This is a genomic window from Qipengyuania sp. S6317L1 (genome assembly GCF_023015615.1).
In the GTDB taxonomy this organism is placed as follows: domain Bacteria; phylum Pseudomonadota; class Alphaproteobacteria; order Sphingomonadales; family Sphingomonadaceae; genus Erythrobacter.
In genome coordinates this window covers 75,820-98,862 of the sequence record NZ_JALKAJ010000001.1, presented here as the reverse complement: position 1 = coordinate 98,862, position 23,043 = coordinate 75,820, and the positions used below count along the sequence as shown (strand labels likewise).

Annotated in this window: 22 protein-coding genes; 14 read left to right on the top strand and 8 right to left on the bottom strand. The window is 60.6% G+C overall.

Annotation, left to right across the window (positions count from 1 at the left end; translation table 11 throughout):
- Positions 1-14: 14 nt before the first annotated feature.
- On the bottom strand, positions 15-368 hold the full coding sequence (gene flgB / locus MWU38_RS00530; RefSeq protein WP_247269879.1) for a flagellar basal body rod protein FlgB: 354 nt from the start codon (positions 366-368) through the stop codon (positions 15-17).
- 298 nt (positions 369-666) lie between these two features.
- Between flgB and MWU38_RS14970 the strand changes: the two genes are divergently transcribed.
- Both MWU38_RS14970 and MWU38_RS00520 read left to right on the top strand, forming a co-directional pair.
- A complete protein-coding gene (locus MWU38_RS14970) occupies positions 667-1,353 on the top strand; it encodes a MotA/TolQ/ExbB proton channel family protein (protein WP_247269878.1) in 687 nt (228 codons plus the stop codon).
- On the top strand, positions 1,350-1,763 hold the full coding sequence (locus MWU38_RS00520; protein WP_247269877.1) for a hypothetical protein: 414 nt from the start codon (positions 1,350-1,352) through the stop codon (positions 1,761-1,763). The genes MWU38_RS14970 and MWU38_RS00520 overlap by 4 nt, the downstream gene beginning before the upstream one ends.
- Positions 1,764-1,858: 95 nt before the next feature.
- Here MWU38_RS00520 and MWU38_RS00515 read toward each other — a convergent pair whose 3' ends face one another.
- Entirely contained in the window at positions 1,859-2,950 is a 1,092-nt protein-coding gene (locus tag MWU38_RS00515) for a GGDEF domain-containing protein (protein WP_247269876.1), read from the bottom strand.
- A gap of 254 nt (positions 2,951-3,204) precedes the next feature.
- On the opposite strand from MWU38_RS00515, the gene MWU38_RS00510 reads away from it, so the two are divergent.
- The 7 genes from MWU38_RS00510 (at position 3,205) to MWU38_RS00480 (ending at position 9,878) form a co-directional block, all read left to right on the top strand.
- Positions 3,205-3,753 carry a flagella basal body P-ring formation protein FlgA gene (locus MWU38_RS00510; RefSeq protein WP_247269875.1) on the top strand — a complete coding sequence of 183 codons (549 nt, stop codon included), beginning with the start codon at positions 3,205-3,207 and terminating at the stop codon, positions 3,751-3,753.
- Positions 3,754-3,830: 77 nt separating this feature from the next.
- A complete protein-coding gene (gene flgM, locus MWU38_RS00505; protein WP_247269874.1) occupies positions 3,831-4,142 on the top strand; it encodes a flagellar biosynthesis anti-sigma factor FlgM in 312 nt (103 codons plus the stop codon).
- Positions 4,139-4,507, top strand: a complete 369-nt coding sequence (locus MWU38_RS00500; RefSeq protein WP_247269873.1) for a flagellar protein FlgN — start codon at positions 4,139-4,141, stop codon at positions 4,505-4,507. The genes flgM and MWU38_RS00500 overlap by 4 nt, the downstream gene beginning before the upstream one ends.
- Positions 4,508-4,618: 111 nt before the next feature.
- A complete protein-coding gene (locus MWU38_RS00495) occupies positions 4,619-5,668 on the top strand; it encodes a transglycosylase SLT domain-containing protein (protein ID WP_247269872.1) in 1,050 nt (349 codons plus the stop codon).
- Positions 5,669-5,697: 29 nt separating this feature from the next.
- Positions 5,698-7,845, top strand: coding sequence for a flagellar biosynthesis protein FlhA (locus MWU38_RS00490; RefSeq protein ID WP_247270032.1), 2,148 nt, complete (start codon positions 5,698-5,700; stop codon positions 7,843-7,845).
- On the top strand, positions 7,842-8,591 hold the full coding sequence (locus MWU38_RS00485) for a sigma-70 family RNA polymerase sigma factor (protein ID WP_247269871.1): 750 nt from the start codon (positions 7,842-7,844) through the stop codon (positions 8,589-8,591). Before MWU38_RS00490 ends, MWU38_RS00485 begins: the two co-directional genes overlap by 4 nt.
- Before the next feature lie 324 nt (positions 8,592-8,915).
- On the top strand, positions 8,916-9,878 hold the full coding sequence (locus MWU38_RS00480) for a bile acid:sodium symporter family protein (RefSeq protein ID WP_247269870.1): 963 nt from the start codon (positions 8,916-8,918) through the stop codon (positions 9,876-9,878).
- Here MWU38_RS00480 and MWU38_RS00475 read toward each other — a convergent pair.
- From MWU38_RS00475 to MWU38_RS00460, 4 genes are all read right to left on the bottom strand, one after another.
- Complete coding sequence (locus MWU38_RS00475) at positions 9,875-11,161, bottom strand: acyl-CoA dehydrogenase family protein (RefSeq protein ID WP_247269869.1); 1,287 nt, start codon at positions 11,159-11,161, stop codon at positions 9,875-9,877. The genes MWU38_RS00480 and MWU38_RS00475 overlap by 4 nt on opposite strands.
- A gap of 152 nt (positions 11,162-11,313) precedes the next feature.
- Positions 11,314-12,651, bottom strand: coding sequence for a phosphotransferase (locus tag MWU38_RS00470; protein ID WP_247269868.1), 1,338 nt, complete (start codon positions 12,649-12,651; stop codon positions 11,314-11,316).
- A gap of 16 nt (positions 12,652-12,667) precedes the next feature.
- The gene (locus tag MWU38_RS00465) at positions 12,668-13,465 is read right to left on the bottom strand and encodes a M48 family metallopeptidase (protein ID WP_247269867.1); all 798 of its coding nucleotides are present in this window, start codon (positions 13,463-13,465) and stop codon (positions 12,668-12,670) included.
- Between the two features lie 120 nt (positions 13,466-13,585).
- Positions 13,586-15,013, bottom strand: coding sequence for an aldehyde dehydrogenase family protein (locus MWU38_RS00460; protein WP_247269866.1), 1,428 nt, complete (start codon positions 15,011-15,013; stop codon positions 13,586-13,588).
- A 178-nt stretch (positions 15,014-15,191) separates the two neighbouring features.
- On the opposite strand from MWU38_RS00460, the gene MWU38_RS00455 reads away from it, so the two are divergent.
- From MWU38_RS00455 to MWU38_RS00445, 3 genes are read left to right on the top strand one after another with little or no spacing between them, the layout of a single operon-like run.
- Positions 15,192-15,896, top strand: a complete 705-nt coding sequence (locus MWU38_RS00455; RefSeq protein WP_247269865.1) for a glutathione S-transferase family protein — start codon at positions 15,192-15,194, stop codon at positions 15,894-15,896.
- A 43-nt stretch (positions 15,897-15,939) separates the two neighbouring features.
- On the top strand, positions 15,940-16,815 hold the full coding sequence (mtnP, locus tag MWU38_RS00450) for an S-methyl-5'-thioadenosine phosphorylase (RefSeq protein WP_247269864.1): 876 nt from the start codon (positions 15,940-15,942) through the stop codon (positions 16,813-16,815).
- Between the two features lie 13 nt (positions 16,816-16,828).
- On the top strand, positions 16,829-18,079 hold the full coding sequence (locus MWU38_RS00445) for a Xaa-Pro peptidase family protein (protein WP_247269863.1): 1,251 nt from the start codon (positions 16,829-16,831) through the stop codon (positions 18,077-18,079).
- Positions 18,080-18,112: 33 nt separating this feature from the next.
- Here MWU38_RS00445 and MWU38_RS00440 read toward each other — a convergent pair whose 3' ends face one another.
- Positions 18,113-18,406 carry a YciI family protein gene (locus MWU38_RS00440; protein ID WP_247269862.1) on the bottom strand — a complete coding sequence of 98 codons (294 nt, stop codon included), beginning with the start codon at positions 18,404-18,406 and terminating at the stop codon, positions 18,113-18,115.
- Positions 18,407-18,598: 192 nt separating this feature from the next.
- Here MWU38_RS00440 and putA point away from each other — a divergent pair, with 192 nt between their 5' ends.
- Both putA and MWU38_RS00430 read left to right on the top strand, forming a co-directional pair.
- Entirely contained in the window at positions 18,599-21,733 is a 3,135-nt protein-coding gene (gene putA, locus MWU38_RS00435) for a bifunctional proline dehydrogenase/L-glutamate gamma-semialdehyde dehydrogenase PutA (protein ID WP_247269861.1), read from the top strand.
- Positions 21,734-21,758: 25 nt separating this feature from the next.
- Positions 21,759-22,298: a hypothetical protein gene (locus tag MWU38_RS00430; protein WP_247269860.1), complete on the top strand. Its 540-nt coding sequence runs from the start codon at positions 21,759-21,761 to the stop codon at positions 22,296-22,298.
- Between the two features lie 9 nt (positions 22,299-22,307).
- On the opposite strand, the gene MWU38_RS00425 is transcribed toward MWU38_RS00430, so the two are convergent.
- Entirely contained in the window at positions 22,308-22,967 is a 660-nt protein-coding gene (locus tag MWU38_RS00425; RefSeq protein WP_247269859.1) for a methyltransferase domain-containing protein, read from the bottom strand.
- Between the last annotated feature and the right edge of the window lie 76 nt (positions 22,968-23,043).

Below are 23,043 nucleotides of genomic sequence, written 5' to 3'. Positions count from 1 at the left end.
ATCTATCTCCCTTCTCACTCGCCCTTAAGCGCGCGGGTGATGGTGTTGACCTTGCCTTCGACAAAGGAGAGCGAGGCCGAATATTTGAGCGCGTTTTCGGCAAAGGCGACCTGTTCGCGGCCCAGTTCGACGGTGTTGCCATCGAGCGAGGGCATGACGGCGCGGCGGTAGAGAAGATCGGGTTCGCCAAAGCCCGGCGCTGCGCCTTGCCCGGAGGCGAGCTTGGCCTCCAGCGCCTTGTCGAAGTCGACATCGCGCGCCTTGTATCCCGGCGTTGCCGCGTTCGCGATATTGGACGCGATCACTCCCATGCGCTGCGAACGCAGTTCAAGGGCGGCTCCGTGAATTCCAAAAATTCTCTCGCTCATGACATCTTGCTCATGACATCTTGCTCATGACAGGCGCACCTCGTTGGCGGTTGTGTGTGCAAGCGAGTTTGCACCAAGCGTGCCAAACCGAAAGATTGCCGCGATTTTTCGCTGTATTTGCCCGATAAGGTGGCCCTGTCGGCAACCGCTTGCAGGCAAAGCGGCAAGACTGTGCCCGATTGCAGGGCTTAATCCTGCTCCCTCGCGCCCGTTCTAGGGTTGGCCACACCCTGCCCCTCCCTTCGCGCGCCTTGCGCGATTATCGCGAGGGAACGGCGCCATTCGGGAGACAATTGCGGTGCTCGATCCTTTCGCCAGACTGTTGGACGCAGATGCGCTGATCATCGTGCTGCTGGGAACCGTGCTTGCGACCCTTGCGCGGCAAGGCTGGCACGATGTCAAACTCGCTGTGCCCGCCGCGATTGGCCTGTTGGGCAAGGGGTTCGATGCCGACGCAACGCGTTCAGCGCTCGCCCGCACGGTGGGAGAGATCAACCGGTTCGGCCATCTTGGCGCGCAGCCGGTCGACCCTCCCGACACAGCCACACGCGAGCTTTTGGACACCTATATCTGGAGCGGCTCGATCGAGGCGATGTTGAAGCTTGCAAGGGCACAGCGCCTCAAGCGAGAGATCAACTCGGTCGCGGCGGTCAGGGTGTATGAAAACGCAGGCGAACTTGCGCCGGTGTTCGGCCTTGTCGGCACCTTGTTTGCGATCACCCAATTGATGCCCGACCTCAGCGCCAGCGCCTCGCAAACCGTTATGCGCTCGGTTGCAGGCGCGGTGCTCTCAACGCTTTACGGGGTGCTGAGCGCGCATCTCGTGTTCTATCCGCTCGCCCGCGCGGTCGAGCGCAAGGGTGACCGCGAAGAAACCGAGCGCACCATGCTCCTCGACTGGTTCGAAAACGAGCTGACCGACGGTCGCTCCTTCCCCTCGCGCGCCAGCCGGAGCAGCGTTTCGGGTATGAAGGACGTGGCATGATCCTGCGCCCTGTTCACGGGTGGCAGCTGATCCTCGCGGACTTGTCGCTCATCCTTTTTCTGGTGACGCTCACCGCGCTGGTGAACTCGTCTTCCGATGAGGAGAGGAGGCCCGCGACCAGACCAACCGGTGATCCCCAAGTCGCACCGGCGCAAGCGTTGTTCCGGCACGTCGAAGGCGGTCCCGATCTTCGCGAATGGATCGACGAACAGACAGCGGACCCGCGCGCGACCCTGACGATTATCGCGCAGCACACCGACGCGGATCGCGAGAAGGTCTGGCGCGATGCGCGGGGGCTGGCTCAAAGCGTGAAAGATACCGGCGTGCCCGTTCGGGTGGTCATCACCAAAGGCGGGAGAAGCGATGTTTACGCAAGCCTTGCCTATGATGCGCCTGACCTTGAACGATAGGGTTTGTCGCGCAAACACAAACGCAGGGAAAACCGAAGTCTCCCCGCGCCCTGTTGCGACCCTTGCCCGTCCGATAGATGCCGTTTGCAAATCGCCTATTCGGCGATGACCTGATCGCGGCCGCCTTCCTTCGCTTTGTAAAGCGCCGCATCCGCCCGCGCGAGCGCGTGGCGTGCATCATCGGGATTTGCGACTTCGCTGACACCGCCGGAGAATGTGATCTTGCCAAAGGATTGCCCGGTGTCGCGGTTGATCATCTGGCGCTTGCCCAGATCAATGCGGATCTTGTCCAAGCGAGCCTTTGCTTTGTCGAGGCCGGCATTGGGAAAGAGAAGCGCGAACTCCTCACCGCCATGGCGCGCGGCGAAACAATGCTTGCCCGCGTAGGATTGAAGCGTGCGCGCGATAGCCACCAGAACACGGTCACCGGCATCATGCCCATGCGTGTCGTTGATTTTCTTGAAGTGGTCTACATCACAAAACCCGATAGAGAGCGGCTCTCCCTTGGCATCGGCCAGTTCAGCAGCGCGTTTCAGCTCGGTTTCAAAGCTGCGGCGATTGGGCAGCCTTGTCAGATGATCGACATTGGCCTCTGCGCGCGCTTCTGCGAGGTTTTCTTTCAAGGTGGCCGTTTCGGCCTGGCTTTTCTTCATGGCCTCTTCGATCTGGACGATCCGCTCAAGCATGACGCGAGAGAGATCGACCAGCCGATCAAGCCCCGATTGCGGACCGGCGGCAACGGCATTTTCGGCAAGCTGGGTGATCTGGGCGTCGATGGCCCCGCGGTGTTCGCTGGTTTCCACCTCTGCGGTTTGCGCTGTTTCGGCAAATTTGTTGAGCGAGCTTTCCACCCGGTCGATCAGCTCCTCGACCGAACCCTTGCGCTCATCCTCGCGCGAACGCGAGCGGGCCATTTCATCAAGCCAGCCTTGGGAAAAGGGTTCCTGCGCAATCTCGCGAGCGGCAAAAGTTCTGGCAAGGCCACTGTCCGATCCCGATAGCGCGGCAACGACGGTGGAAAGGTTCGATCCGGTCAGGGCGACATCATGCTTGAGGACGAATTCGCTCACCCTTTGCATCAATTCGCCTCGCCCTTCGCGCGCCCTGTTTCTGCTCTCATCAAAGTCTGAACCGGTATCGCCAGCCGATTGATCTGACCCGAAACTCGCTGGCAATGACGCGTCCATCCAAACTTTCCTTCTCGCTATCTCCATTGGATGCCCGCAGCCTATTGCGCTCTGTTTAAAGAGGGGATGCGGCCCTCCTCTCGGCTTTCCCCTAGTGACGCGGACCGCTCTGATCACGGCGCGACCTTTGCAAGCGTCCGAATTCGCCGCGCATGGGAATTGGCACAATGTTTGCTCATGGGTTTGCTGATCGGTTTGCGGGCCCATGTGCCCATGATTGCCACTTCGTCCTCACCATAAGGGAAGAAATAGCCATGACGTCCAAACTTTCACTGCAACGCCTCGAAGTGCGGCTGATTATGACCGCAATGGTCGTCACCAGCCTGCCGCTTTTTGCCGCGCTGGCATCGGCCCGCGAGAGCGGCACGAGCGCCTATATCGACCCGGCTGCAATTGATCAGGCGGTCGCCGAATTCACCGGAGCGCCGATCGGAGAGGTCGGCGGCGCGCGTGTGGCGGCGGACAGACGCCTTCGCCTTGCCGCGTGTGCCGGCCCGCTGGCGACGGGATGGCACGGCCGCGCGCAATCCATCGTCAAGGTGGAGTGTCCCGGCCCGCAAAGCTGGCGCATCTTTATCTCCACCAAGCCTGCCAAGCCGTCGGCTGAGGCGGCGCGGATCGTGGTGCGGGGCGACCCGATCACCGTACTTGTGCGTGGGCGCGGCTTTAGCGTTCAGCAAAACGCCGAAGCGATGGAGAACGGGGGTATCGGCGACTGGATCGCGGTGCGCACACAGGACCGCGGCGAGGCCATCCGGGCCCGGATCGAGCGCCCGGGGCTGGCCGTCATCCCGGTCGGATAAGATTTTTTCGCAAGGCGCGCTTAAACTCGCCCGCAAAAGACCGTCTATAGCTGCGTATATCCACCGGGAGACGCATCATGTCCTCTTTCGAAATGAACAAATTGCAATCGATCATGGGCATCAGCCCAATGGCAGGTTCGGACCGCGCCAAGGCAAAGGTCGCGCCTGAAGGCGGCGCGCCAAGCTCTGGCGGTCCGGCTTCGGGATCGAATAAAGCAGCAGGTGTGAGCGTCGAGGTCGCTGCGCCTGTGCAAAGCGGCCCGCCGGTCGATACCGACCGCGTGGCGGAAATCCGCAATGCCCTGCGCGATGGAACCTATCCCCTTGTGCCGACCAAGATCGCCGATGCGATGATCGCGGCCCAATACACATTCGAGGGCCAACAATGACCCACATCACGGGCAAGCCTGTCGCTGCCCCAGCACATGAAGACCGGCAAGACCTCGCATCCAGCCTGCGGCAAATGATTGCCGTTTTGCAGGCCGAGCGGCAAGCTCTTGCCACGTTGAAGGCAGACGCATTGCTCGACGTGACGCGCGAGAAAGAGGGGCTTTGTGATGAGCTGGCCTTCCTTGGTTCGCACATCGGCGCGGGCCGCATGGATGACGAGACACGCGCGCTTGCCCAGACGGCCAAATCGTTGAACGACGTCAATCGCCGCGTGCGCAACCTGCTCGCGGCCAATGTGACCGGCCAACTCGAAGCGCTCGGCGGTAAACGCCACGCCTACAGCGCGCATTCCGGCCCCGCTTGATCGCCCATAAGTAAGAGCCCCTAGGCCCGCCTAGAGCCGCCAATCTGGCACGATGCTTGCTCCACTCTTCCGGTCGTTAACCATACCGGAAAATAGCGAAGAGCATCAGCCGTGCCTCAGTCTCCCCTTCATCCTTCCGCCACGAGAGCCGCGTTCGAAGCCGCGCGCACCAGCTTTGAAAATGCTGGTGCCAATGGTGCCAGGCGTCAGGTCGCGCAGGCGGCAAGCGCCTCCAACGCGCGCACCTCTGTCGAAGGTGCAATCGCCAGCGCAGCGCAGCAAACAGGGATCGACTTCGGCTATCTGATCGCGCAGGCACAAGTCGAAAGCTCGATGAATCCTGCCGCCCGCGCGCGCACTTCTTCTGCGACCGGGCTGTATCAGTTTATCGAGAGCACATGGCTTGAGACCATGCAGCGGCATGGCGACCGCTTTGGCCTTGGCAATGTTTCCGCGCATATCCGCAAAGGAGCCAGCGGCGGCGCCTATGTCGCAGACCCCGGCACCCGCAAAGCCATTCTCGATATGCGCAACGATCCGCAGGTCGCCTCGCTGATGGCGGCAGGGCTTGCCGAGGACAACCGCGCGCATCTTGCCCCGATCCTTGGCCGCCAACCCGATCACTCGGAGCTTTATCTGGCGCATTTTCTGGGCGCAGGGGGCGCGGGGCGTTTTCTTGAAGCGATGAACCTGGACCCGGGGCAAAGCGCCGCAGACCTTTTCCGCAGGCCAGCAGCGGCCAACCGGCCGATCTTCTATGAACGCAATGGATCGCCGCGCTCCTTGCAAGGGGTGATGGATCACCTTTCGGGCAAGCTTGAGCGGGCGCGCGTCAATTCAGGCGTTGCCTTTACCGACAACACTTCGATTGCCGCCCTCACCCCTCCAGCCATGACAGCGGCGGCCACCGCGCAGCGCCCGCCCTATCTCATCGCCGATGAACAGGTTTTCGCCCCGCAAAGCCCGCTGGTCATCACCGGACAAAACCGCCCCACCATCGCGCCAAACCCGGCGATTGCACTGGCGCAGCCGGGGAGCCGGCAGCCGGTGTCCAGCATGCTTCGCGCGACCTTTGAGGAAACAGGCGGCGAACGCGCCAGCCAGGCAACACGTGACCAGATCGAGCGGGCCTATGACCGCCTGAAAGCGCTTGGATTTTGATTTTGGAACCCGCCTCAAACGTTTCATGGATGGAGCGCCTGCGCACCGTTCCGGCCGCTGCCGCCTTGCCGGTGGGCATTTTCGGGCTGTTCGTGCTGCTCGTCCTGCCGATCCCGCCGCTCTTGCTCGACATGTTTTTCGTGCTCAATATCGCCATTGCGGTGGCGGTGTTGATGGTGGCGCTCAACGCGCGCGCGCCGCTCGATTTCTCGTCATTTCCGACGGTCCTCTTGTTCGCAACGCTTTTGCGGTTGGCGCTCAACGTCGCCTCGACGCGCATCGTCCTTGTGAACGGCCACAATGGAGGGGCTGCGGCCGGTGAGATCATCGAAAGCTTCGGCCAGTTCCTTGTCGCGGGCAATTTCGCGGTCGGCCTGTTTGTGTTCATCATCTTGCTGATCATCAACATGATCGTCATCACCAAGGGCGCAGGGCGCGTGTCCGAAGTTTCCGCCCGCTTCGTGCTCGACGCATTGCCCGGCAAGCAGATGGCGATCGATGCCGACATTGCCGCTGGCCTCATCACCGCCGATGAAGCGCGCGAGCGCCGCCGCGATGTAACGATCGAGGCCGACTTCTACGGGTCGATGGATGGTGCCTCCAAGTTCGTGAAAGGCGATGCGATTGCCGCGCTCCTGATCCTTGGCGTCAATATCATCGCAGGCTTTGCGCTTGGCATGATTACGCACGGGCTGTCCGCTGCCGAAGCGGGCGAGCTTTACATCACGCTGGCCGTGGGTGATGCCTTGGTGGCGCAGGTTCCCGCCCTCCTCCTCTCCATCGCCGCTGCCGCCATCGTCACCCGCGTTGCCGACAAGCGCGACCTTTCCGGCCAGATCGGCGGCCAGTTTTCGGACCCTCGCGGATGGCTCCCCGTGGCTGGCATCCTCGGCGCCATCGGCACGGTTCCCGCCATGCCCCAACTGATCTTCCTCCCCGCCGCAGCGATTGCCGGCGGACTGTGGTGGCACCTTCGCAAGAAAGCCGCCGTGCCCGAAGTGGTCGAAGAGCCCGAGGAAGCGCCCAACCCCGACAAAATCGACATCGCCGAAGTTTCCGACCAGACGCTTGTCACCATAGAGCTTGGCTATGGCCTCGTGCATCTTGTCGATGCCAATAAAGAGGCCCCGCTCCTCGCCCGCATCACCGGCATCCGCAAGCAACTCTCGCGCGAACTTGGCTTTGTCCTGCCGCAGTTCCGCATCCGCGATTCTCTGGAGGCGGGTGCGAATGACTATGCGGTGCTGCTCGGCGGTCTCTCGATTGCGCGCGGGCAAGTCAAACCGGGCAAACTGCTTGCCATCGACACCGGCGAAGTGCGCGGGTCACCCCCCTACACAGAGCTTGGCATCCAAGGGCAACTAACCCGCGATCCCAGCTTTGATTGCCCTGCGCTGTGGATCGACCCGTCGGCGCGCGACATGGCGGTGGCCGAAGGGTTCCTGTGTGTCGACGCGAGCACCGTGATCGCCACCCATGCCAATCAGGAGCTGCTCACCCAAAGCCACCAACTCCTTGGCCCATCAGAAGTCAGCGCCATTGTCGAGGATCTCAAAGCACGCGCGCCTGCGCTGATCGAAGCGGTGCATCCCGATCCCCTTTCATTGGCCGCGCTCACCCGCGTTTTGCGCGCGCTGATTGCCGACGGCATTGGCCTTGCCCACCCGCAGCCGCTCTTCACCTCATTGGCGCTCGCGCTCCAATCGACCGACGGGTTCGATGCGCTGATCGACGCGGTGCGTGCAGACTTGGGAGCGCGGCTGGTTTCGCGCATTGCCATGCCGGGTGAACGCCTCAAGGTCGTCACGCTCGAAGCCAATCTGGAAGGCGCGATCCTTGGCGGGATGATCGACCCATCCACCGGTCAGCCGATGATCGAACCCGATCTGTCCGCCCTCATCGTCGAACGGGTCAATGCCGCTATCGACGAGGCCAAAGGCCCGGTTGCCCTGATCGTCCAGCCCCCTGCAAGACGCGCGCTCGCCGGGCTGCTCAAACAACGCTGCCAACGCGCGCTCGTTCTCTCGATCACGGAATTGCCGCCAACGCAGCCGGTCGAGGTTGTCTCGGTCATCGGAGGCCAGCCGGCCCCGGCTGCTCCGCCAACTACGGGTCTTCCCGCACCCGTGATTGAGGGCGATACCAAGGGCGCTGTGCCAGAACCGGCGGCGTCATGAAGCACGACGTTTCCGGATTTGGCGCGCACGCCATGAGCAAGCAGGGCTACGGCGCGGTTTCCTACGCTTCTTCCTCGCGTGAAGAGGTCGAGAATCGCGTGCGCCGGTTCCTGCCGCTCGTCCACCGCGCGGCGTGGCATATCTATGGCAGCGGGCGCGATGGGATGGAGGTCGAAGACCTCGTGCAATCCGGCATCCTCGCGCTTACCGAATGTGCGCAGCGTCACGATGGTCCCACCGAAGACGGCTTTGCCGCCTACGCCAAGATCCGCGTGCGCGGCGCGATGTTCGACCTCATCCGCAAGCAAATGCACGACACCCGCACAGCGAGGAAGAAACGTGCGCGGGTGGTTCAGGTGATCGAGGAATACAAAACCCTTACCGGCACAGAGCCCAGCCGCGACCAGATATCCAAGGCGTTGGGCATAAGCGATGCGGAGCTTTTGGAGATTGAGGCAAGCGCGGTCACGCTCACCTCGATCAGCGACACTTACGACGAAAGCAATTCCGCCTTCGCCAGCGAAGAACCCGACCCCTTCGACATCCTCTCAGGGCAAGAGGACCGCGAGCGCCTGATCGCCGCCATGAGCCAGCTGCCCGAGCGGTTGATGCTGGTCTTGCAGTTGTTCTTTGTCGAGGAGTTGAACCTGACGGAGATTGCCGAGGTGCTGGAGGTCAGCGTGCCAAGGGTGCATCAGCTGCGAGCCAAGGCGCTGAAGGATTTGAAGGCGATATTGGAGGGGTAGGGCCCGCTGTTCACCTTTCCTACAGCGCGCTTTGCGAGCTAAGCCTAAGGGCATGACACTCGCCCTATTCCAACGCCTTTTGTCTGCTCAAATAGTCAATTCTGGCGGCGAAGTGTTTTCTGGTTCTGGACAGTGTCTCAAGTGTCTCACTCTTTGCGACAATTCTTCTATTTTCAGGCTGTTCGTGCAAAACCAATTCCTACAAACCCTTGCTCACCCCCACGCCCTCCCGCAAGCGGGAGGGGAGCGAGACTTGTCAAGCCGAAGGCGAGGCATAGTCGCAGCGGGGTGGGCTGATGACGGAGTTGACGCTAGAGGCCACTAATGCTCGCTAAACTCACCAACAACTTTGCCCTGCTAACCCTTGTCGGCGTGGCGCTGGCGTGGGTGTACCCGCCCAGCATGACGTGGATGACCGATGGCTCGATCCGGGTGGCCGGACAGCCGCTTTTGTCGGTGGCGCTGGGGCTTATCATGCTGGCGATGGGTCTGACGCTGTCTTTCGAGGACTACCGGCGGTTGACGCAGCTTCCCAAGGCCTTGGTCGCAGGGGTGGCGCTACAATTTGCGGTAATGCCACTGGCAGGCTTTGGCATAGCATGGGCTCTTGACTTGCAAGAGGGGCTGGCGGTGGGCCTCATCCTCGTCGCCTGTTGCCCCGGCGGGACGGCGTCGAACATCGTCGCCTATCTTGCGCGCGGCAATGTCGCCTTGTCGGTGGCGATGACGATGGCCTCGACCTTGGCGGCGGTGGCGTTGACCCCGCTGCTCACCGGAGAGCTCGCAGGCACTTATGTCGAGATCGACCGCTGGAACTTGCTGAGGAATATGGTCGCGATTGTGCTGGTGCCCGTGCTCTTGGGGAGCGTCCTCAACCGCCTGTTCCCGCGCGCGGCAGGCCAAGTGAGCACATTCCTGCCGCTAATCGCCGTGGTGCTTGTGATCCTCATCGTGGGCGGCATCGTCGGCGGAGCGAAGGCGCAAATCGCTGAACACGCGGGCGTGCTCTTGCTGGCGACGCTCTTGCTCCATGCGATTGGTTTCGGGCTGGGTTACGTCATAGCGCGGATCCTCGGGCTGGGCGCGCAAGAGGCGCGCACCATCTCGATCGAGGTGGGGATGCAGAACTCTGGCCTCGGGTCAGGCCTTGCCAAGACGCCTGCTTTCCAAGCGCAATTTGCGAGCGCCACCCAAGCCGCTCTCGCCCCCGTACCAGCCGCGATCTCAGCGGTGTGGCACGTGCTGATCGGGTCTATTCTGGCGAGCTATTGGCGCAGGCGCAGCTAGTCGAACTGCCCGCGCTTGGGCCCCAGATATCCGAACAGATAGGCTCCCACCTTGCGCATCTGGATCTCTTCGGCGCCTTCGGTGATGCGATAGCGGCGGTGGTGGCGGTAGATGTGTTCGAACGGCTTGTGGCGCGAATAGCCGATGCCGCCGTGCACCTGCATCGCGCGGTCGGCGGCTTCGCACACCAGGCGGTTCGCCCAGTAATTGCACATGGAGACCTTGTCGCTGATCGTGCGCTCAATCTCCTCGTGGGGCATGTTGTCCATCTCCCACGCGGTTTTGAAGATGAGGAGGCGCAGCATCTCGGCCTGTGTGGCAAGCTCCACCAGCGGGAACTGGATGCCCTGGTTCTTGGAGAGCGGCTCGCCGAAGGGTTTGCGGGCGCGGGCGTAACGCACGCTTTCGTCGATGCAATACATTGCCGCGCCGCAGCTGCTTGCCGCCTGACGGATGCGGTTCTGGTGCACGAAGCTTTGCGCCAGAGCGAGGCCGCGGCCCTCGACGCCGAGGATTGCGCTATCGGGCACCCAGACATCGGTGATCGAGAGGCGCGGATGATCGGTCGGCATGTTGAAAGTCCACATCCACTCCTCGATTTGGAGGCCCGGCGTGGGGTTGGGGACGAGGAAGCAGGTGATGCCGCTAGCCTTGCCGTCCTCTCCCGAGGTACGGGCAAACATGGCGCAGTGGGTCGCGACGTGCATACCGGTGATCCACATCTTTTCGCCATTGATGAGCCAGCCATCGATGCCATCACGGACCTCACGAACGGCGCGGGTTTCCATGTGGGTCGCGTCCGATCCGTGGTCAGGTTCGGTAAGGCCAAAGGCAACCCGGCGCGTGCCATCGAACCCGCCGAGGATGAACTCCTTCTTCTGCTCTTCGGTGCCCCATTGTTCGAACATCTCGACGAAGGGGAAATTGCCCACAATGCTATGCTCGTTCTGGAGGTCGTTGTGGAGGCCCAATCCTTGATGCGCGAAGTGTTCGCGGATCACCGCCATCCAGAGGTTGGAGCCATCCTTGCCGCCGTATTTCTTCGGCGCAGAGAAGCGGTAGTGCCCGGCTTTGTCAGCTCGGGCCTTGGCTTCGCGAAGGAGTTCCTCCCAGTCCTCGCGCGGAAGGCCGCCCGCTTCAAAATTGGTGCGAGCGTATTCTCGGCGGTGGTCGAAGAAGCGGGTGTTGTCATCGGCCTCTTCAAGCGGTTTGATCTCGGCCGCGATAAAGGCGTCGAGCTCGTCGAGATACGCCTGCAAATCGGCGGGAATTGCGAAGTCCATTGGGTTCTCTCTCCTTGGGAGGGAGCTTATCTATCTGAGGGATTGGTGCAACATTTCAAAGCGTCCGCCCAGGTGGGAAGCGGAGCGCACCCGCCCCAAAGAATGATTGGGGGCGCGGACGGGCGCGGGCTCGCCGCTGGCGGCAAGCCGGATTACGTCCAGCGTTCGCGCGCCACCGCAAGAGCGGGATACTTGGGCACATCCTGCGCAATCGTCGCCAAGATTGCCTCGCGCAGTTCACTCAGCAGGCCAGTGTCAGCGAGCAATGACTCGCCGCTCAAAATCCGTTGCGCCAAGGGAGCGTTCTCAAAGGCTGGAATAGCCGCAGTATTGTACCGCGAAATCATGCCGAGAGCATTGCGTGCGACCGCCCATTGAAACTTGTCGTGGCCGTCGAAGCGCTCCTTGACGCTCGCCAGCCACTCGGACACCGCGATGGCAAGCTCACCATCGGTGGCCTCACCAACTTCAGGATCAGGCTCAGGCATCGCCACCCGCCGAGCCCGCTCCTCATCAGGCGCGTCCTCTTCGAGCAGCATCAGGAGGTCCAATTCCTGCTCGCTCGTGCGCCGCGAGATGACCACGCGCTCTAACATTCGGTCTTCGCCAGAGCGCCAGATGCGCGCCATGTTGAGGCAGCCCAGTGCCCACCACACGGTGCGGTGGATCAGCCAATAGCGGAAGCGGTTTCGGTCCACTTGGCGCCCGCTCTCCGCCTCATATGCGGCGAAGTAATCCTCCAACGACCCCAGCCCCAGCGCGGGCCGGTCGTAGCGGTGGAAGCGCCAAACCGCCATGCAGCCGAAGGCGAGGTCCTCGTGGCGGTCGCCGAAATGCGCAAGCTCCCAATCGAGCACGCCGGTGAGCTTGCCCGGTTCGCACAAGAGATTGCCCATGCGATAATCGCCATGGACCAGCACTGGCTCGCAAGGCTCGGGGCAATTGTCCTCCATCCACTTGAGGCCAAGCGCAATGATCGGGCGGTCCCCGCCGGCTTCCTCGAACTGCGCTTTGAGGTCTGCGATGGCCTGTCGGTAGTCCATCACCGGGACGGCCTCGGGAAGGTCACCCGGCGTGATCGTGTGGATACGCGCGAGGTCCCTTGCGGCGTCACTCAAGAGCGTATCGGCGCCCTCGAATTCCAGAATTTCTTTGGGGCTGGACGTGCCGGGAAGCGCCTCCATCACGAAGCCCGACCCGATGCCGTCCTCTCGTTCAAGCTCTGCCACCACTTTGGGCGCGGTCACGCCTGCTGCTTCGGCCTTCCGGATAACTTCGGCCTCGACATCGTGGCCGAAGGGGCGGTTTGCCATGAACTCCAGGGACGGCGCGCGGCGTAGGACGAACATCCTCTCACCGCAGGCAAAGCGCCAGCTTTCCATCGTAGCCCCGCCCGTCAAACGGGTGAGATCCGATGGTGAGGGAAGGCCCGCTCGCGCACAAACGCGCGCCAAGCCTTCCATCAATGCGTCGTCGGATGCGTCTCCCACTCGCAATCAGCCAGCGTCAATCGAGCTTCTTGCGGAGGCGTTTTGCGCGGGATTTGGGGCTTGGGTGCGTTGAGGTCCATGCAGCGAGCCCGCTGGCACCACTCCCGCCGCTCATCGCGTCGAGTTTTTCAAGCGCTGTTACACAGGCCTGCGCGTCGTATTCATTGTCGAGCATGAATTGCAGCGCATAATCGTCCGCCTCGCGCTCGTGCTTCTGGCTGTGCTGCGCGGTGATGACGTTGCCAAAGAATTCGCCAAGCTCCGAACTTGCAATACGTTTGACGCCCCCGCTTGCAGTGCCAGCCACGCTCATAGCCGCGTCGCGTTGCAGCGCGCCCTGCATCCGTTTCTTGGTATGCTCGCGCTGGACGTGACCAATCTCGTGACCGATGACATAGCGCACCTCGTCATCGGTGAACTCATCCATGAGCCCTGCGAAGACGCGGATCGTCCCGTTCGCCATGGCAAAGGCGTTCACGTCTTTCACCAGATAGGCCTGAATATCGAGGTCGAGCCCGTCGTAGCTATCAAGCCCTTGCGAAAGCGCGGCGAGGCGTTGTGCATAAGGGCTATCAGCGGGAGCGAGCGGATTTTTTTCATCCATGTCCTCGCTCATCTGATCGAAGAAGACCTTCATCTCCGCATCAGAATAGCTTGCCGCATCAATGACCTTTTTGGCCGAGCCCAAGATACTTCCAAGGCTCTGCGCACTGGCAGGAGCCGCGATGCTCACCCCGCCAAGGAGCGCCGCCATCGCGGTAAAGTCGCGCCTGGAAACAATTTTCTTCGAAATCGTGTTGTCTGAATGATCCACTTTGCTTTCCCCATTTCAGCCAAGAATCAGAAGAGACGAGACCTATGTCGCGCTAGGCCCCGTCTCCGTAGAGTCAGGTATAACTCATTTTGAGCCCGATATTAAGCGGGCGCCCGAATATCAGGCGACCACATTGTCTTTCTTGACGGTAATTACCTGCGGATAGGTAAATTCCTTCATGCCATCGAGGCCATACTCTGCGCCAAAGCCCGACTGCTTGTGACCGCCGAACGGCGCGAAGGGCGACAGGTGCATGAATTCGTTGATCCACACCGTGCCTGTTTCAAGTTTCTCAGCGATCTCGACGCCCTTGTCGGTGTTGGCTGTCCACACAGCGCCAGCAAGGCCGTATTCGGAATTGTTCGCCCGCTCGATCACTTCGTCTTCGCTCGAGAACTTCATCAGTGGCATGACCGGGCCGAACTGTTCCTCGGCGACGATACGCGCGTCTTCCGGCGGATTGTCGAGGATGGTGATCGGCACGTAATACCCTGTGCCCGATGGGTCCTTGTCCCCGCCGGTCAGGAATTTGTAGCCATTGTCCTTGGCATCTTCGATCAACTCAAGCACGCGCTCATACTGTTTCTTGTTCTGGATCGGGCCAACGCCGGTGCCCTGTTCCGACCCGTCACCCACTTTCACCTGGGCAGCGTATTCGGCGATGGCCTGTGACAGCTCGTCATAGATGTCCTCGTGGATGTAAACGCGTTTTGCCGCGATGCAGACCTGGCCTGCGTTCTGGAAGCTTGACCAGAAGAGCTGTTCGGCGACCTTTTTGGGATCGGCGTCGGGAAGAACGATCGAGGCATCATTGCCGCCAAGCTCAAGCGTGATGCGCTTGAGATCGGACGATGCGCCCTCCATGATCTTCTTGCCCGTCTCGGTCGATCCGGTGAAGGTGATCTTGTCGATGTCAGGGTGGCTTGTAATCATTGGGCCCAAGGCATCTTCGCCGGTGATGATGTTGACTGTGCCCGCTGGCACCTTGTCCGCGATCAGTTCCGCCACGCGAAGGGTGGTCAGCGGGGTAAAGGGCGATGGTTTCAGGACAATCGTGCAACCGCTCATCAGCGCTGGAATGATCTTCTGCACCGCCATCATCAGCGGGAAGTTCCACGGCACGATACCACCGACAACACCCACGGGCACGCGGCGGGTGCGCGAAAGGCGCTGATCGCTGTCTTCATTGATCACATCTTCGAGTTTCAGCGTAGATTGAGCTTTCGAAATACCGGCGGCGCCGGCGATCTCGCCCTGGGCCTGTGCGTGCGGTTTACCCTGTTCAGAGGTCAAAAGGCGGAAAAGCTCGTCTGAATTTTCCTTGATCGCTGCCGAAATCGCGAGGCAAGCGGCCTGACGCTCTTCGTGGCTGGTGTTCTTCCAGGTTTTGAACGCGGCGCGCGCTGCGGCAACCGCGCGGTCAAGCTCGTCCTTGCCACATGCAGGAACCTGTCCGATCACCTCTTCATTGGCGGGGTTCACGACGTCCAGCCATTCGCCGGTTTCGATCATCTCACCATTGATGAGGTTTTTATACTGGGTGACCATTTTTCTCTCCGTCAAAAGACTCAATATTCTCTCGGGAGCCACGTTGGAGCATTGCCCGCAAAAATCAATTGCGAATTGCAATGGAAGGGAGCGCTTCTGCGATGAAAAGTGAAAGATCAGCGTTGCGATGCCGCCCATGCCCGTTATCTGTGACCACGAACTTTGGGAGATTCTAGAAATGACCGACGCAGCGAACGACCTCGTAATCTATGGCAGCCCGGTGTCGCCGTTCGCGCGCAAGGCAATGGCGGTGTGCATCGAAAAGGGCGTCGAGTTCGACTTTGAAACGGTCAATATCATGCCAATGCCCGATTGGTTCAAAGAAATCTCTCCTATGCGCCGCATACCGGTCCTGCGTGACCGCTCTGTTGCACAAGAAGGCGAAGCAGGGACGATCGCAGACAGTTCGGCCATGTGCGCATATATTGAACGTAAGCACCCCGTTCTCTCGCTTTATGGCACATCCGCATATGGTCATGGCCGCGCGCTGATGATTGAAGAATACGCCGACACAGTGCTGGCGCCAGCAGGGGGGCTGGGCATTTTCAGACCCGTTTTCTTCTCGCTTCTCCAAGGCAAAGAGCCCGATATCGAAAAGGCGCGCGAGACATGGGCGAACGAAATGCCAGGCGTGCTTGGCTATCTGAACGCTCAGCTTGAGGGCAAAAAGTTTTTCGTCGATGACACACTTTCCATCGCTGATATTGCGGTGACGACTATCCTCATGCAGGTGGCGCTGGTGGCCGAAATGCCGCTGGATGACTATCCCGCGCTTGCTTCCCACTACGAACACATGACAGCACGGCCCTCCATTGCCGGACCTTATGCCAAGGCCGGCGGCTTTATCCGCAAGGCCTTGCCCGAGCGCGTGCAACTGACCTAAAGGTCGCCATCGAAACTCGGCAAGGGAAGACGCCCAGACAATTATGGCCAAAAACTGGTGTATCGGGATCATCGGAGGCTCTGGCCTTTACGACATCGAGGGGATTGAGGATCAGCAATGGCTCTCCATCGAAACCCCTTGGGGTGATCCTTCCGATGAAATCCTGTTTGGCCGGATTGGCGATGTGCAGGTTCGCTTTTTGCCAAGACACGGGCGGGGCCACCCGATTGCGCCCGGCGACCTCAATTCGCGCGCGAACATCGACGCGTTTAAGCGCGCAGGCTGCACCGACATTCTCGGCATAAGCGCGGTTGGATCTTTGCGCGAAGAGATCGAACCGGGCCGCTTTGCCATTGCCGAACAGTTCATCGACAACACGAAGGGCCGCGCGTCCAGTTTCTTCACCAGCGGTTTGGTTGCGCATGTCTCAATGGCGGATCCCGTGTGCGCTCGCCTTTCGGAAATGGCGGCGAAAGCGGTAACGGCGGCCAAGGGCAAAGTCGCCACCGGCGCGACCTACCTTGCGATGGAAGGTCCGCAGTTTTCCACCCGCGCCGAAAGCCATATGTACCGTGCCTGGGGCGCAGACATCATTGGCATGACCGCCATGCCGGAGGCGAAATTGGCACGCGAGGCGGAACTGCCATACGCGCTGATCGGAATGGTGACGGATTACGACTGCTGGCGCGAAGGCGAAGACGCGGTCGACGTCGCAGCCGTGCTTAAGCAAATGAAAGCGAATGGAAAGCTTGCCAGACAAGCGGTGCTGAATTTCATCGCCGGTCTTCCCGCAACGCGCAAAGCCTCTCCCATCGACACCTGCCTCGACACCAGCGTCATAACCGCTCCCGAAGAGCGCGACCCCGAGCTTTTGGCGCGGCTTGATGCGGTGGCAGGCCGCGTGCTGAATACGAAATAAGGACACACAGCCTATGACCTCACGGCGCAATGTTTTGAAGACGGGGGTCGTGGGCGGTTTGATCAGCGCCAGCGGATTGAGCCCGGTTCTGGCGGCCTCATCTGAAGGCTCGGTCACCATTCCCGATCCGATTTCCAACGCGGAGCGGCAAACCCGCATCAATGCAGCGCAAGGCATGATGCAAGCCCAAGGCAGTGCCGGGATCGTCATCGAGGCGGGCACCTCGATGCTCTATTTCTCCGGACTTGGCTGGGGCCGGGGGAGCAGGCTGACCGCGCTTGTCATCCCCGCTGAGGGCGAGCCGGTTGTCATCACTCCCGCCTTCGAAGCGAGCAAGCTTGCCGAGCTCATGGTCATGCCCATGGAGGTGCGCACCTGGGACGAGCATGAGAGCCCCACCGCTCTTATCGCAAGCGTCATCGATGATCGCGGCAGCGCCCATGATTTCAGGGGTGCAATCGGGCTTGAGCGCAGCACGAGGCATTTTGTCGCGGACGGCCTCAGACAAGAGGGCGGCGGGCGCGAAATCGTCTCGGCCAGCCCGATCGTCTCGGCGCTGCGGCAGATCAAAAGCCCCCATGAAATCGCGCTTATGCAAGCGGCAAACGACATCACCATGGCGGCTTACCGCGCAACCTATCCGCAAGTCAGCGCAGGCATGACCGGCAAAGATATCAGCGCCCTGATGCACGAAGAAACGAAGCTGCTCGGCGCACGGCCCACCTTCTCCTCGGCGCAAGTGGGAGAGGCGAGCGCCTATCCCCACGGCTCGAAAAAAGTTCACGAGGTCGCAAACGGTCAGGTCATTCTGATGGATTGCGGCTGCGATGTGCACGGCTACAAATCCGATATTTCGCGCACGTGGGTCCACGGCGACGCGAATGTCGAACAAATCCGCGTGTGGAACACAGTGCGAAAAGGCCAGGATATCGTCATGGAAATGGCACAGGTCGGCAGCAGCTTTGGCGCTATTGATGATGCGGTCAGGGCTTACTACGAAGCGGAAGGCTTCGGCCCCGGCTACAAGACCCCCGGCCTCTCCCACCGTACCGGCCACGGCATCGGCATGGATATCCACGAAGACCAGTTCGTCGTGCGCGGCAATGAAACTCCGATTGCTGCTGGCATGTGCTTCTCGAATGAACCGGGGATCTATCTTCCCGGCAAATTCGGAGTGCGCTCAGAGGATTGCGTCTACATGACAGACGAAGGGCCGCGTCTGTTCAGCCCTCTTGCGCCATCTATTGACGATCCGATCGGTTAAGGCACTGGCTCAAGGGCGATACCCCCAGGCGCCCTAGCGATCCTTCCAGCGCCCCTTCACGGGTTCGAATTTGTCGACGCGGATCGACTGCCAAACGCCGCCAGTCACGTATGGGTCGTCATTCACCGCGGCGCGCGCCTCTTCTTCGCTATCCGCCTCGATAATCAGGAGTGATCCCACGAATTCGCCCTTGCGGTTGGTCAGAGGCCCCGCGGTGAGGTAATTCTGGTCATGCTCGGCCATATGTTTGCGCTGTTCTGCAAGATGCAGGGCGCGCAGGGTCTCGCTGTCCTCACCATCGCGGCAGTAAAAACAGAACAAGGCCATGAGGACACATCTCCCAAGAATCTGAAGGGCAGCCGCTCTTAAGCGGTCGCGTTAGCGCACATATCATAGCATGGCCCGCCTTCAAGCGCAGGAAAGTTTCGCACAGATCGACTTTACTTGAATGGGCGGGGCATGCGGTCCACCTCATAGCTGATATTGTGACGAGTCGAAGCTGAAAGGACAAAACCACACGTGACGAGACCAGCTGCCCCCCTCACCCTTGATCGCACCGACCTGCGCCGCGCCTATCGCCAGGAGGAAAAGACCTGCATCAAGGAACGGCTTCGACAGGCGGCCCCTGCGCGCAAAGCGACGCAGGATGCCCAGGACTTCGCGGTTCAGCTGATCGAAGGCGCGCGGGCGCACAAGGCGAGCGGCATCGACGCATTCCTGCAGCAGTACGGGCTCGACACCGAAGAAGGCATCGCGCTTATGTGCCTTGCAGAAGCGCTTTTGCGCGTGCCCGACAATGCGACGGCAGACGCGCTGATCCGCGACAAGATCGGTGAGATCGACTGGAGCGATCATCTGGGCGAGAGCTCATCGACCTTCGTCAATGCCGCGACATTTTCGCTTATGCTGACGGGCGAGGTTCTGGACCAGCCGCAAGAGCATCAGCGCGGCATGGGCGGAACGCTCAAGCGCACGATGAACCGACTGGGTGAACCCGTCATTCGGACCGCCACCTTGCAAGCGATGCGCATTCTTGGCGGGCAATTCGTGTTTGGCCGCAATATGAACGAGGCGCTCAAACGTGCGGCTCCCGAACGCGCCAAGGGGCTTACGCACAGCTTCGATATGCTGGGCGAAGCGGCGATGACTTTTGCCGATGCGGAAAAATACCGCGCAGCCTATGAGGGCGCGATTGAACGATTGGCGAGGGAGGCATCGGGCAGCATCGGCACATCGCCCGGAATTTCGGTCAAACTCTCCGCGCTTCACCCGAACTACCTTTTCACTCACGCCGACGAAGCGCGTCGCGACATCGTGCCGATGGTGCGCGGCCTCGCCGCCAAAGCGCGCGATGCCAACATCCATTTCACCATTGATGCCGAAGAGGCTGACCGGCTGGAACTCAGCCTTGATATCATCGAAGAACTGATGGCGGACGATGACCTTTTCACGCGGGCCGATGGCACGTCCTGGGAAGGGTTTGGCCTTGCAATCCAGGCCTATCAGAAACGCGGCGCACCTACATGCGACTGGATCGCCAAATGCGCGCGGCGCCATGGGCGCAAACTCTTCGTGCGGCTTGTCAAGGGCGCCTATTGGGATGCGGAAATCAAGCTTTCCCAAGTGGGCGGCTTTGAAGATTATCCGGTGTTCACCCGCAAGGTCGCAACCGATGTGTCCTTCCTCGCCTGCGCAGTGCGCCTGTTCGAGCATGAGGACGTGATCTACCCCGCTTTTGCCACGCACAATGCAAATTCGGTCGCGATGGTGAAAGAGCTTTCAAAAGGCAGGCCGTTCGAATTCCAGCGTCTGCACGGCATGGGCGAAGAACTCTATGAAGCGCTCGCCAAGCTGGAAGGCAATTCGCCGACGCCGGTTAGGATTTATGCGCCGGTGGGCGGGCATAAGGAATTGCTCGCCTATCTCGTGCGGCGTCTTTTGGAAAACGGAGCAAACACCAGCTTCGTAAATCGCATGGGCGATGCAGAATATGCCGCCGAAGACCTCGTGCGCGACCAGATCGAAGAGCTTGAAAGCCATACACCTCTGCGCAATCCGGTGATCCCTTTGCCCCGCGATATTCTGGGCGAGCGATTGAACAGTGAGGGAATCGATCTGTCCGATCCGCTGGTGCTCGAACCACTGGAAGCGAAGCTTGAGGAATTGCGCGCACTTCACTGGCACGCAGAGCCCACCTTCCCTGCCGAGGTAGCGGGCGAGATTGCGCCGATCACCATGCCGCATGATCTTTCGGTCGAAGTCGGAACACGGCGCGATACGACCGCCGAGGAAGTGGATGCTGCTTTTGCCCGCGCAGTCGCAATCCAGCCGGGCTGGGACGCGCTTGGCGGCGACAAACGCGCCGCCTTGCTCGACGAAGCGGCGAACCTGTTTGAAGAGCATACGGCCGAATTCCTCTCCTTATGCCAGCGCGAGGCGGGCAAGACGCTGCTTGATGGCATTGCCGAACTGCGCGAGGCGGTCGATTTCCTGCGCTATTATGCAAGCGAGGCGCGGCGGCAGTTTGAACTCCCTGTGGAACTCCCCGGCCCTACGGGCGAAGCGAACACTTTGCGCATGCACGGGCGCGGCGTTTTTGCCACCATCTCGCCCTGGAATTTCCCGCTTGCGATCTTCACCGGAATGGCGTCCGCCGCGATTGCCGCCGGCAATGCAGTGATCGCCAAGCCCGCCGAACAGACCCCGCTGATCGCGGCTCTCGCGGTGAAGCTGTGCCATGAGGCTGGCATCCCTCCGGAGGTGTTCCAGCTTCTGCCGGGTGCAGGCGATGTGGGCCAGATGATTACGAGCGATCCGCGTCTAACCGGCGTCGCCTTCACCGGTTCGACCGAAACGGCCAGAGCAATCAACCTTGCACTGGCAGGCCGCGATGGACCGATTGCGACACTGATTGCGGAAACCGGCGGGCAAAACGCGATGATCGTCGATTCCAGCGCCCTTCCCGAACAGGTCGTGCGCGATGTGCTTTCCTCCGCTTTCCAGAGCGCCGGACAGCGCTGTTCGGCATTGCGGGTGCTATACCTGCAAGACGACATCGCCGATGATATGATCGAAATGATCCGGGGCGGATTTGAAGCCTTGCACATTGGCGATCCGGCGAATCTCTCAACCGATGTGGGGCCCGTGATCGACCCTGACGCGCAGGCCGCCCTTGAGCGTCATGTCGCGCGCCGGGAAGCATCGGGGCACAAGGTTTGGCGGCGTGAACTGGGCGAATTTGCGCAGCATGGATGCTTTGTCGCGCCGACCATTATGGAGATCGGCTCAATCCTTGATCTGAAACGCGAGAACTTCGGGCCAGTGTTACACATCGTGCGTTACAAGGCGAAGGACTTGGCCGCCGTGATCGAGGACATCAACGCCACCGGCTATGGCCTCACCCTTGGTCTTCACAGCCGGATTGCCGCGACCCACCGGTTTGTCGAGGCGCGCGCAAAGGTCGGCAATCTCTACATCAACCGCAACCAGATCGGGGCGATCGTCGAGAGCCAGCCTTTCGGCGGCGAGGGCCTGTCGGGCACTGGCCCCAAGGCAGGCGGACCGCACTACCTTGCGCGCTTTGCGACCGAGCGTGTGACCTCCGTCGACACCACGGCTGCGGGCGGCAATGCAAGCCTTCTTGCAAGCCTTTAGGAATGACGTAATAAAACGCGGAGCTATGACACGTTTCTTGCCCCGCGTTTTCGTCCCTCTCCTTGCCCTTATTGCCCTCGCCTGGAGCGGCACCGCCATGGCGGCGGTGGAGATACATTTCCATTCGTTCAACGGCTCGGTTTTCGGGCGATATCCGCACACGTTTATTGTCCTTGACGGCACGCTTGAGGCGGACGGGCGCGTGGTCAAGGAGAATTACGGCTTTTCTGCGCAAAGCTCTACGGCCGCAATTTTAAGCGGCTGGACCAGCCACATGGTCTATGTCGAGAAAGACAAATATGTCCGCAAAACCAACCGCCATTTCTCGCTCCCTTTGAGCGATGAGCAGTATTATCGGGTCGTTGCCGAAATGCGCGCCTGGAAGAATGAGCCGGGCAAGCGTTACAGCTTGGACGAGCGCAACTGCATTCATTTCGTAGGGCGAATGGCGAGCCTTTTGGGCCTGCGGGTCGAGTATCCCGAGAAAATGCTGCGCCGCCCGAAGAAGTGGCTCAACCACATCACCACGCTCAACCCGCAGCTTGGCGCCAGCATCATCAAATAAGCGGCAGGTTTAAGCTGTCTTCCAGCCCCACGTGAGGTTGTTGGGCGGGATGTTTGCCCAAGTGACTTTCTTGTCGACACGGTCAAAAACTTGCTCGGTCAATCGGCGCGCGTTCAGGCGATATTGATAGGTCAGAAAAGCCCCGCCAGGTCGCATTACCCGGTAACTGGCCTCGACAATTTCCTTGGCAAGGGGGTCAGGCAGGCTTGAAAAGGGCAATCCTGAAATCACCACATCAGCCCCGTCATGCCCGGCCTTCCTGACGATTTTCTCGACATCGGCTGCAGAGCCCAGAACAGCCTGCAGCCGGGGATCGGAAATCTCTTCGTTCAGGTAGTCAATGAAATGGGCATTGGTATCGATCGCGATCAGTTTTGCATTGGCTGGCAAACGCGAGAGGATCGGGCGGGTAAAGGTCCCAATGCCCGGACCATATTCGACCACAAGCCCGGCGTTGGCCCAATCGACGTTTTTGAGCATGGCGTTGATCGTCGTCCTGGACGAAGGGAAAAGCGCACCCACCATCCCCGGGTTTTCAAGCGCGCCCTGAAGAAACACACCATAGGGGCCAAACAGCTTCGAACTGAACCGCGAGGCGAGCTTTGTCGTGCCTCGTCTCAGACGTTCAGTGGCGCTGACAAACGGCTTTGCACTAATGTTACCTGACATTGACCCTCAAGACTTCCCATAGCTTAAGCCAAGGTTTGCACCCTTCGCGGCTCGATGTGAAGCCATGGTATATAGA

Excerpts from the sequence above, each read along its gene's own strand:
- flgB (WP_247269879.1), bottom strand. The coding sequence starts at position 368 with ATGAGCGAGAGAATTTTTGGAATTCACGGAGCCGCCCTTGAACTGCGT.
- MWU38_RS00520 (WP_247269877.1), top strand. The coding sequence starts at position 1,350 with ATGATCCTGCGCCCTGTTCACGGGTGGCAGCTGATCCTCGCGGACTTG.
- MWU38_RS00515 (WP_247269876.1), bottom strand. The coding sequence starts at position 2,950 with ATGGACGCGTCATTGCCAGCGAGTTTCGGGTCAGATCAATCGGCTGGC.
- MWU38_RS00510 (WP_247269875.1), top strand. The coding sequence starts at position 3,205 with ATGACGTCCAAACTTTCACTGCAACGCCTCGAAGTGCGGCTGATTATG.
- flgM (WP_247269874.1), top strand. The coding sequence starts at position 3,831 with ATGTCCTCTTTCGAAATGAACAAATTGCAATCGATCATGGGCATCAGC.
- MWU38_RS00500 (WP_247269873.1), top strand. The coding sequence starts at position 4,139 with ATGACCCACATCACGGGCAAGCCTGTCGCTGCCCCAGCACATGAAGAC.
- MWU38_RS00490 (WP_247270032.1), top strand. The coding sequence starts at position 5,698 with ATGGAGCGCCTGCGCACCGTTCCGGCCGCTGCCGCCTTGCCGGTGGGC.
- MWU38_RS00485 (WP_247269871.1), top strand. The coding sequence starts at position 7,842 with ATGAAGCACGACGTTTCCGGATTTGGCGCGCACGCCATGAGCAAGCAG.
- MWU38_RS00480 (WP_247269870.1), top strand. The coding sequence starts at position 8,916 with ATGCTCGCTAAACTCACCAACAACTTTGCCCTGCTAACCCTTGTCGGC.
- MWU38_RS00475 (WP_247269869.1), bottom strand. The coding sequence starts at position 11,161 with ATGGACTTCGCAATTCCCGCCGATTTGCAGGCGTATCTCGACGAGCTC.
- MWU38_RS00460 (WP_247269866.1), bottom strand. The coding sequence starts at position 15,013 with ATGGTCACCCAGTATAAAAACCTCATCAATGGTGAGATGATCGAAACC.
- MWU38_RS00455 (WP_247269865.1), top strand. The coding sequence starts at position 15,192 with ATGACCGACGCAGCGAACGACCTCGTAATCTATGGCAGCCCGGTGTCG.
- mtnP (WP_247269864.1), top strand. The coding sequence starts at position 15,940 with ATGGCCAAAAACTGGTGTATCGGGATCATCGGAGGCTCTGGCCTTTAC.
- MWU38_RS00445 (WP_247269863.1), top strand. The coding sequence starts at position 16,829 with ATGACCTCACGGCGCAATGTTTTGAAGACGGGGGTCGTGGGCGGTTTG.
- MWU38_RS00440 (WP_247269862.1), bottom strand. The coding sequence starts at position 18,406 with ATGGCCTTGTTCTGTTTTTACTGCCGCGATGGTGAGGACAGCGAGACC.
- MWU38_RS00430 (WP_247269860.1), top strand. The coding sequence starts at position 21,759 with ATGACACGTTTCTTGCCCCGCGTTTTCGTCCCTCTCCTTGCCCTTATT.
- MWU38_RS00425 (WP_247269859.1), bottom strand. The coding sequence starts at position 22,967 with ATGTCAGGTAACATTAGTGCAAAGCCGTTTGTCAGCGCCACTGAACGT.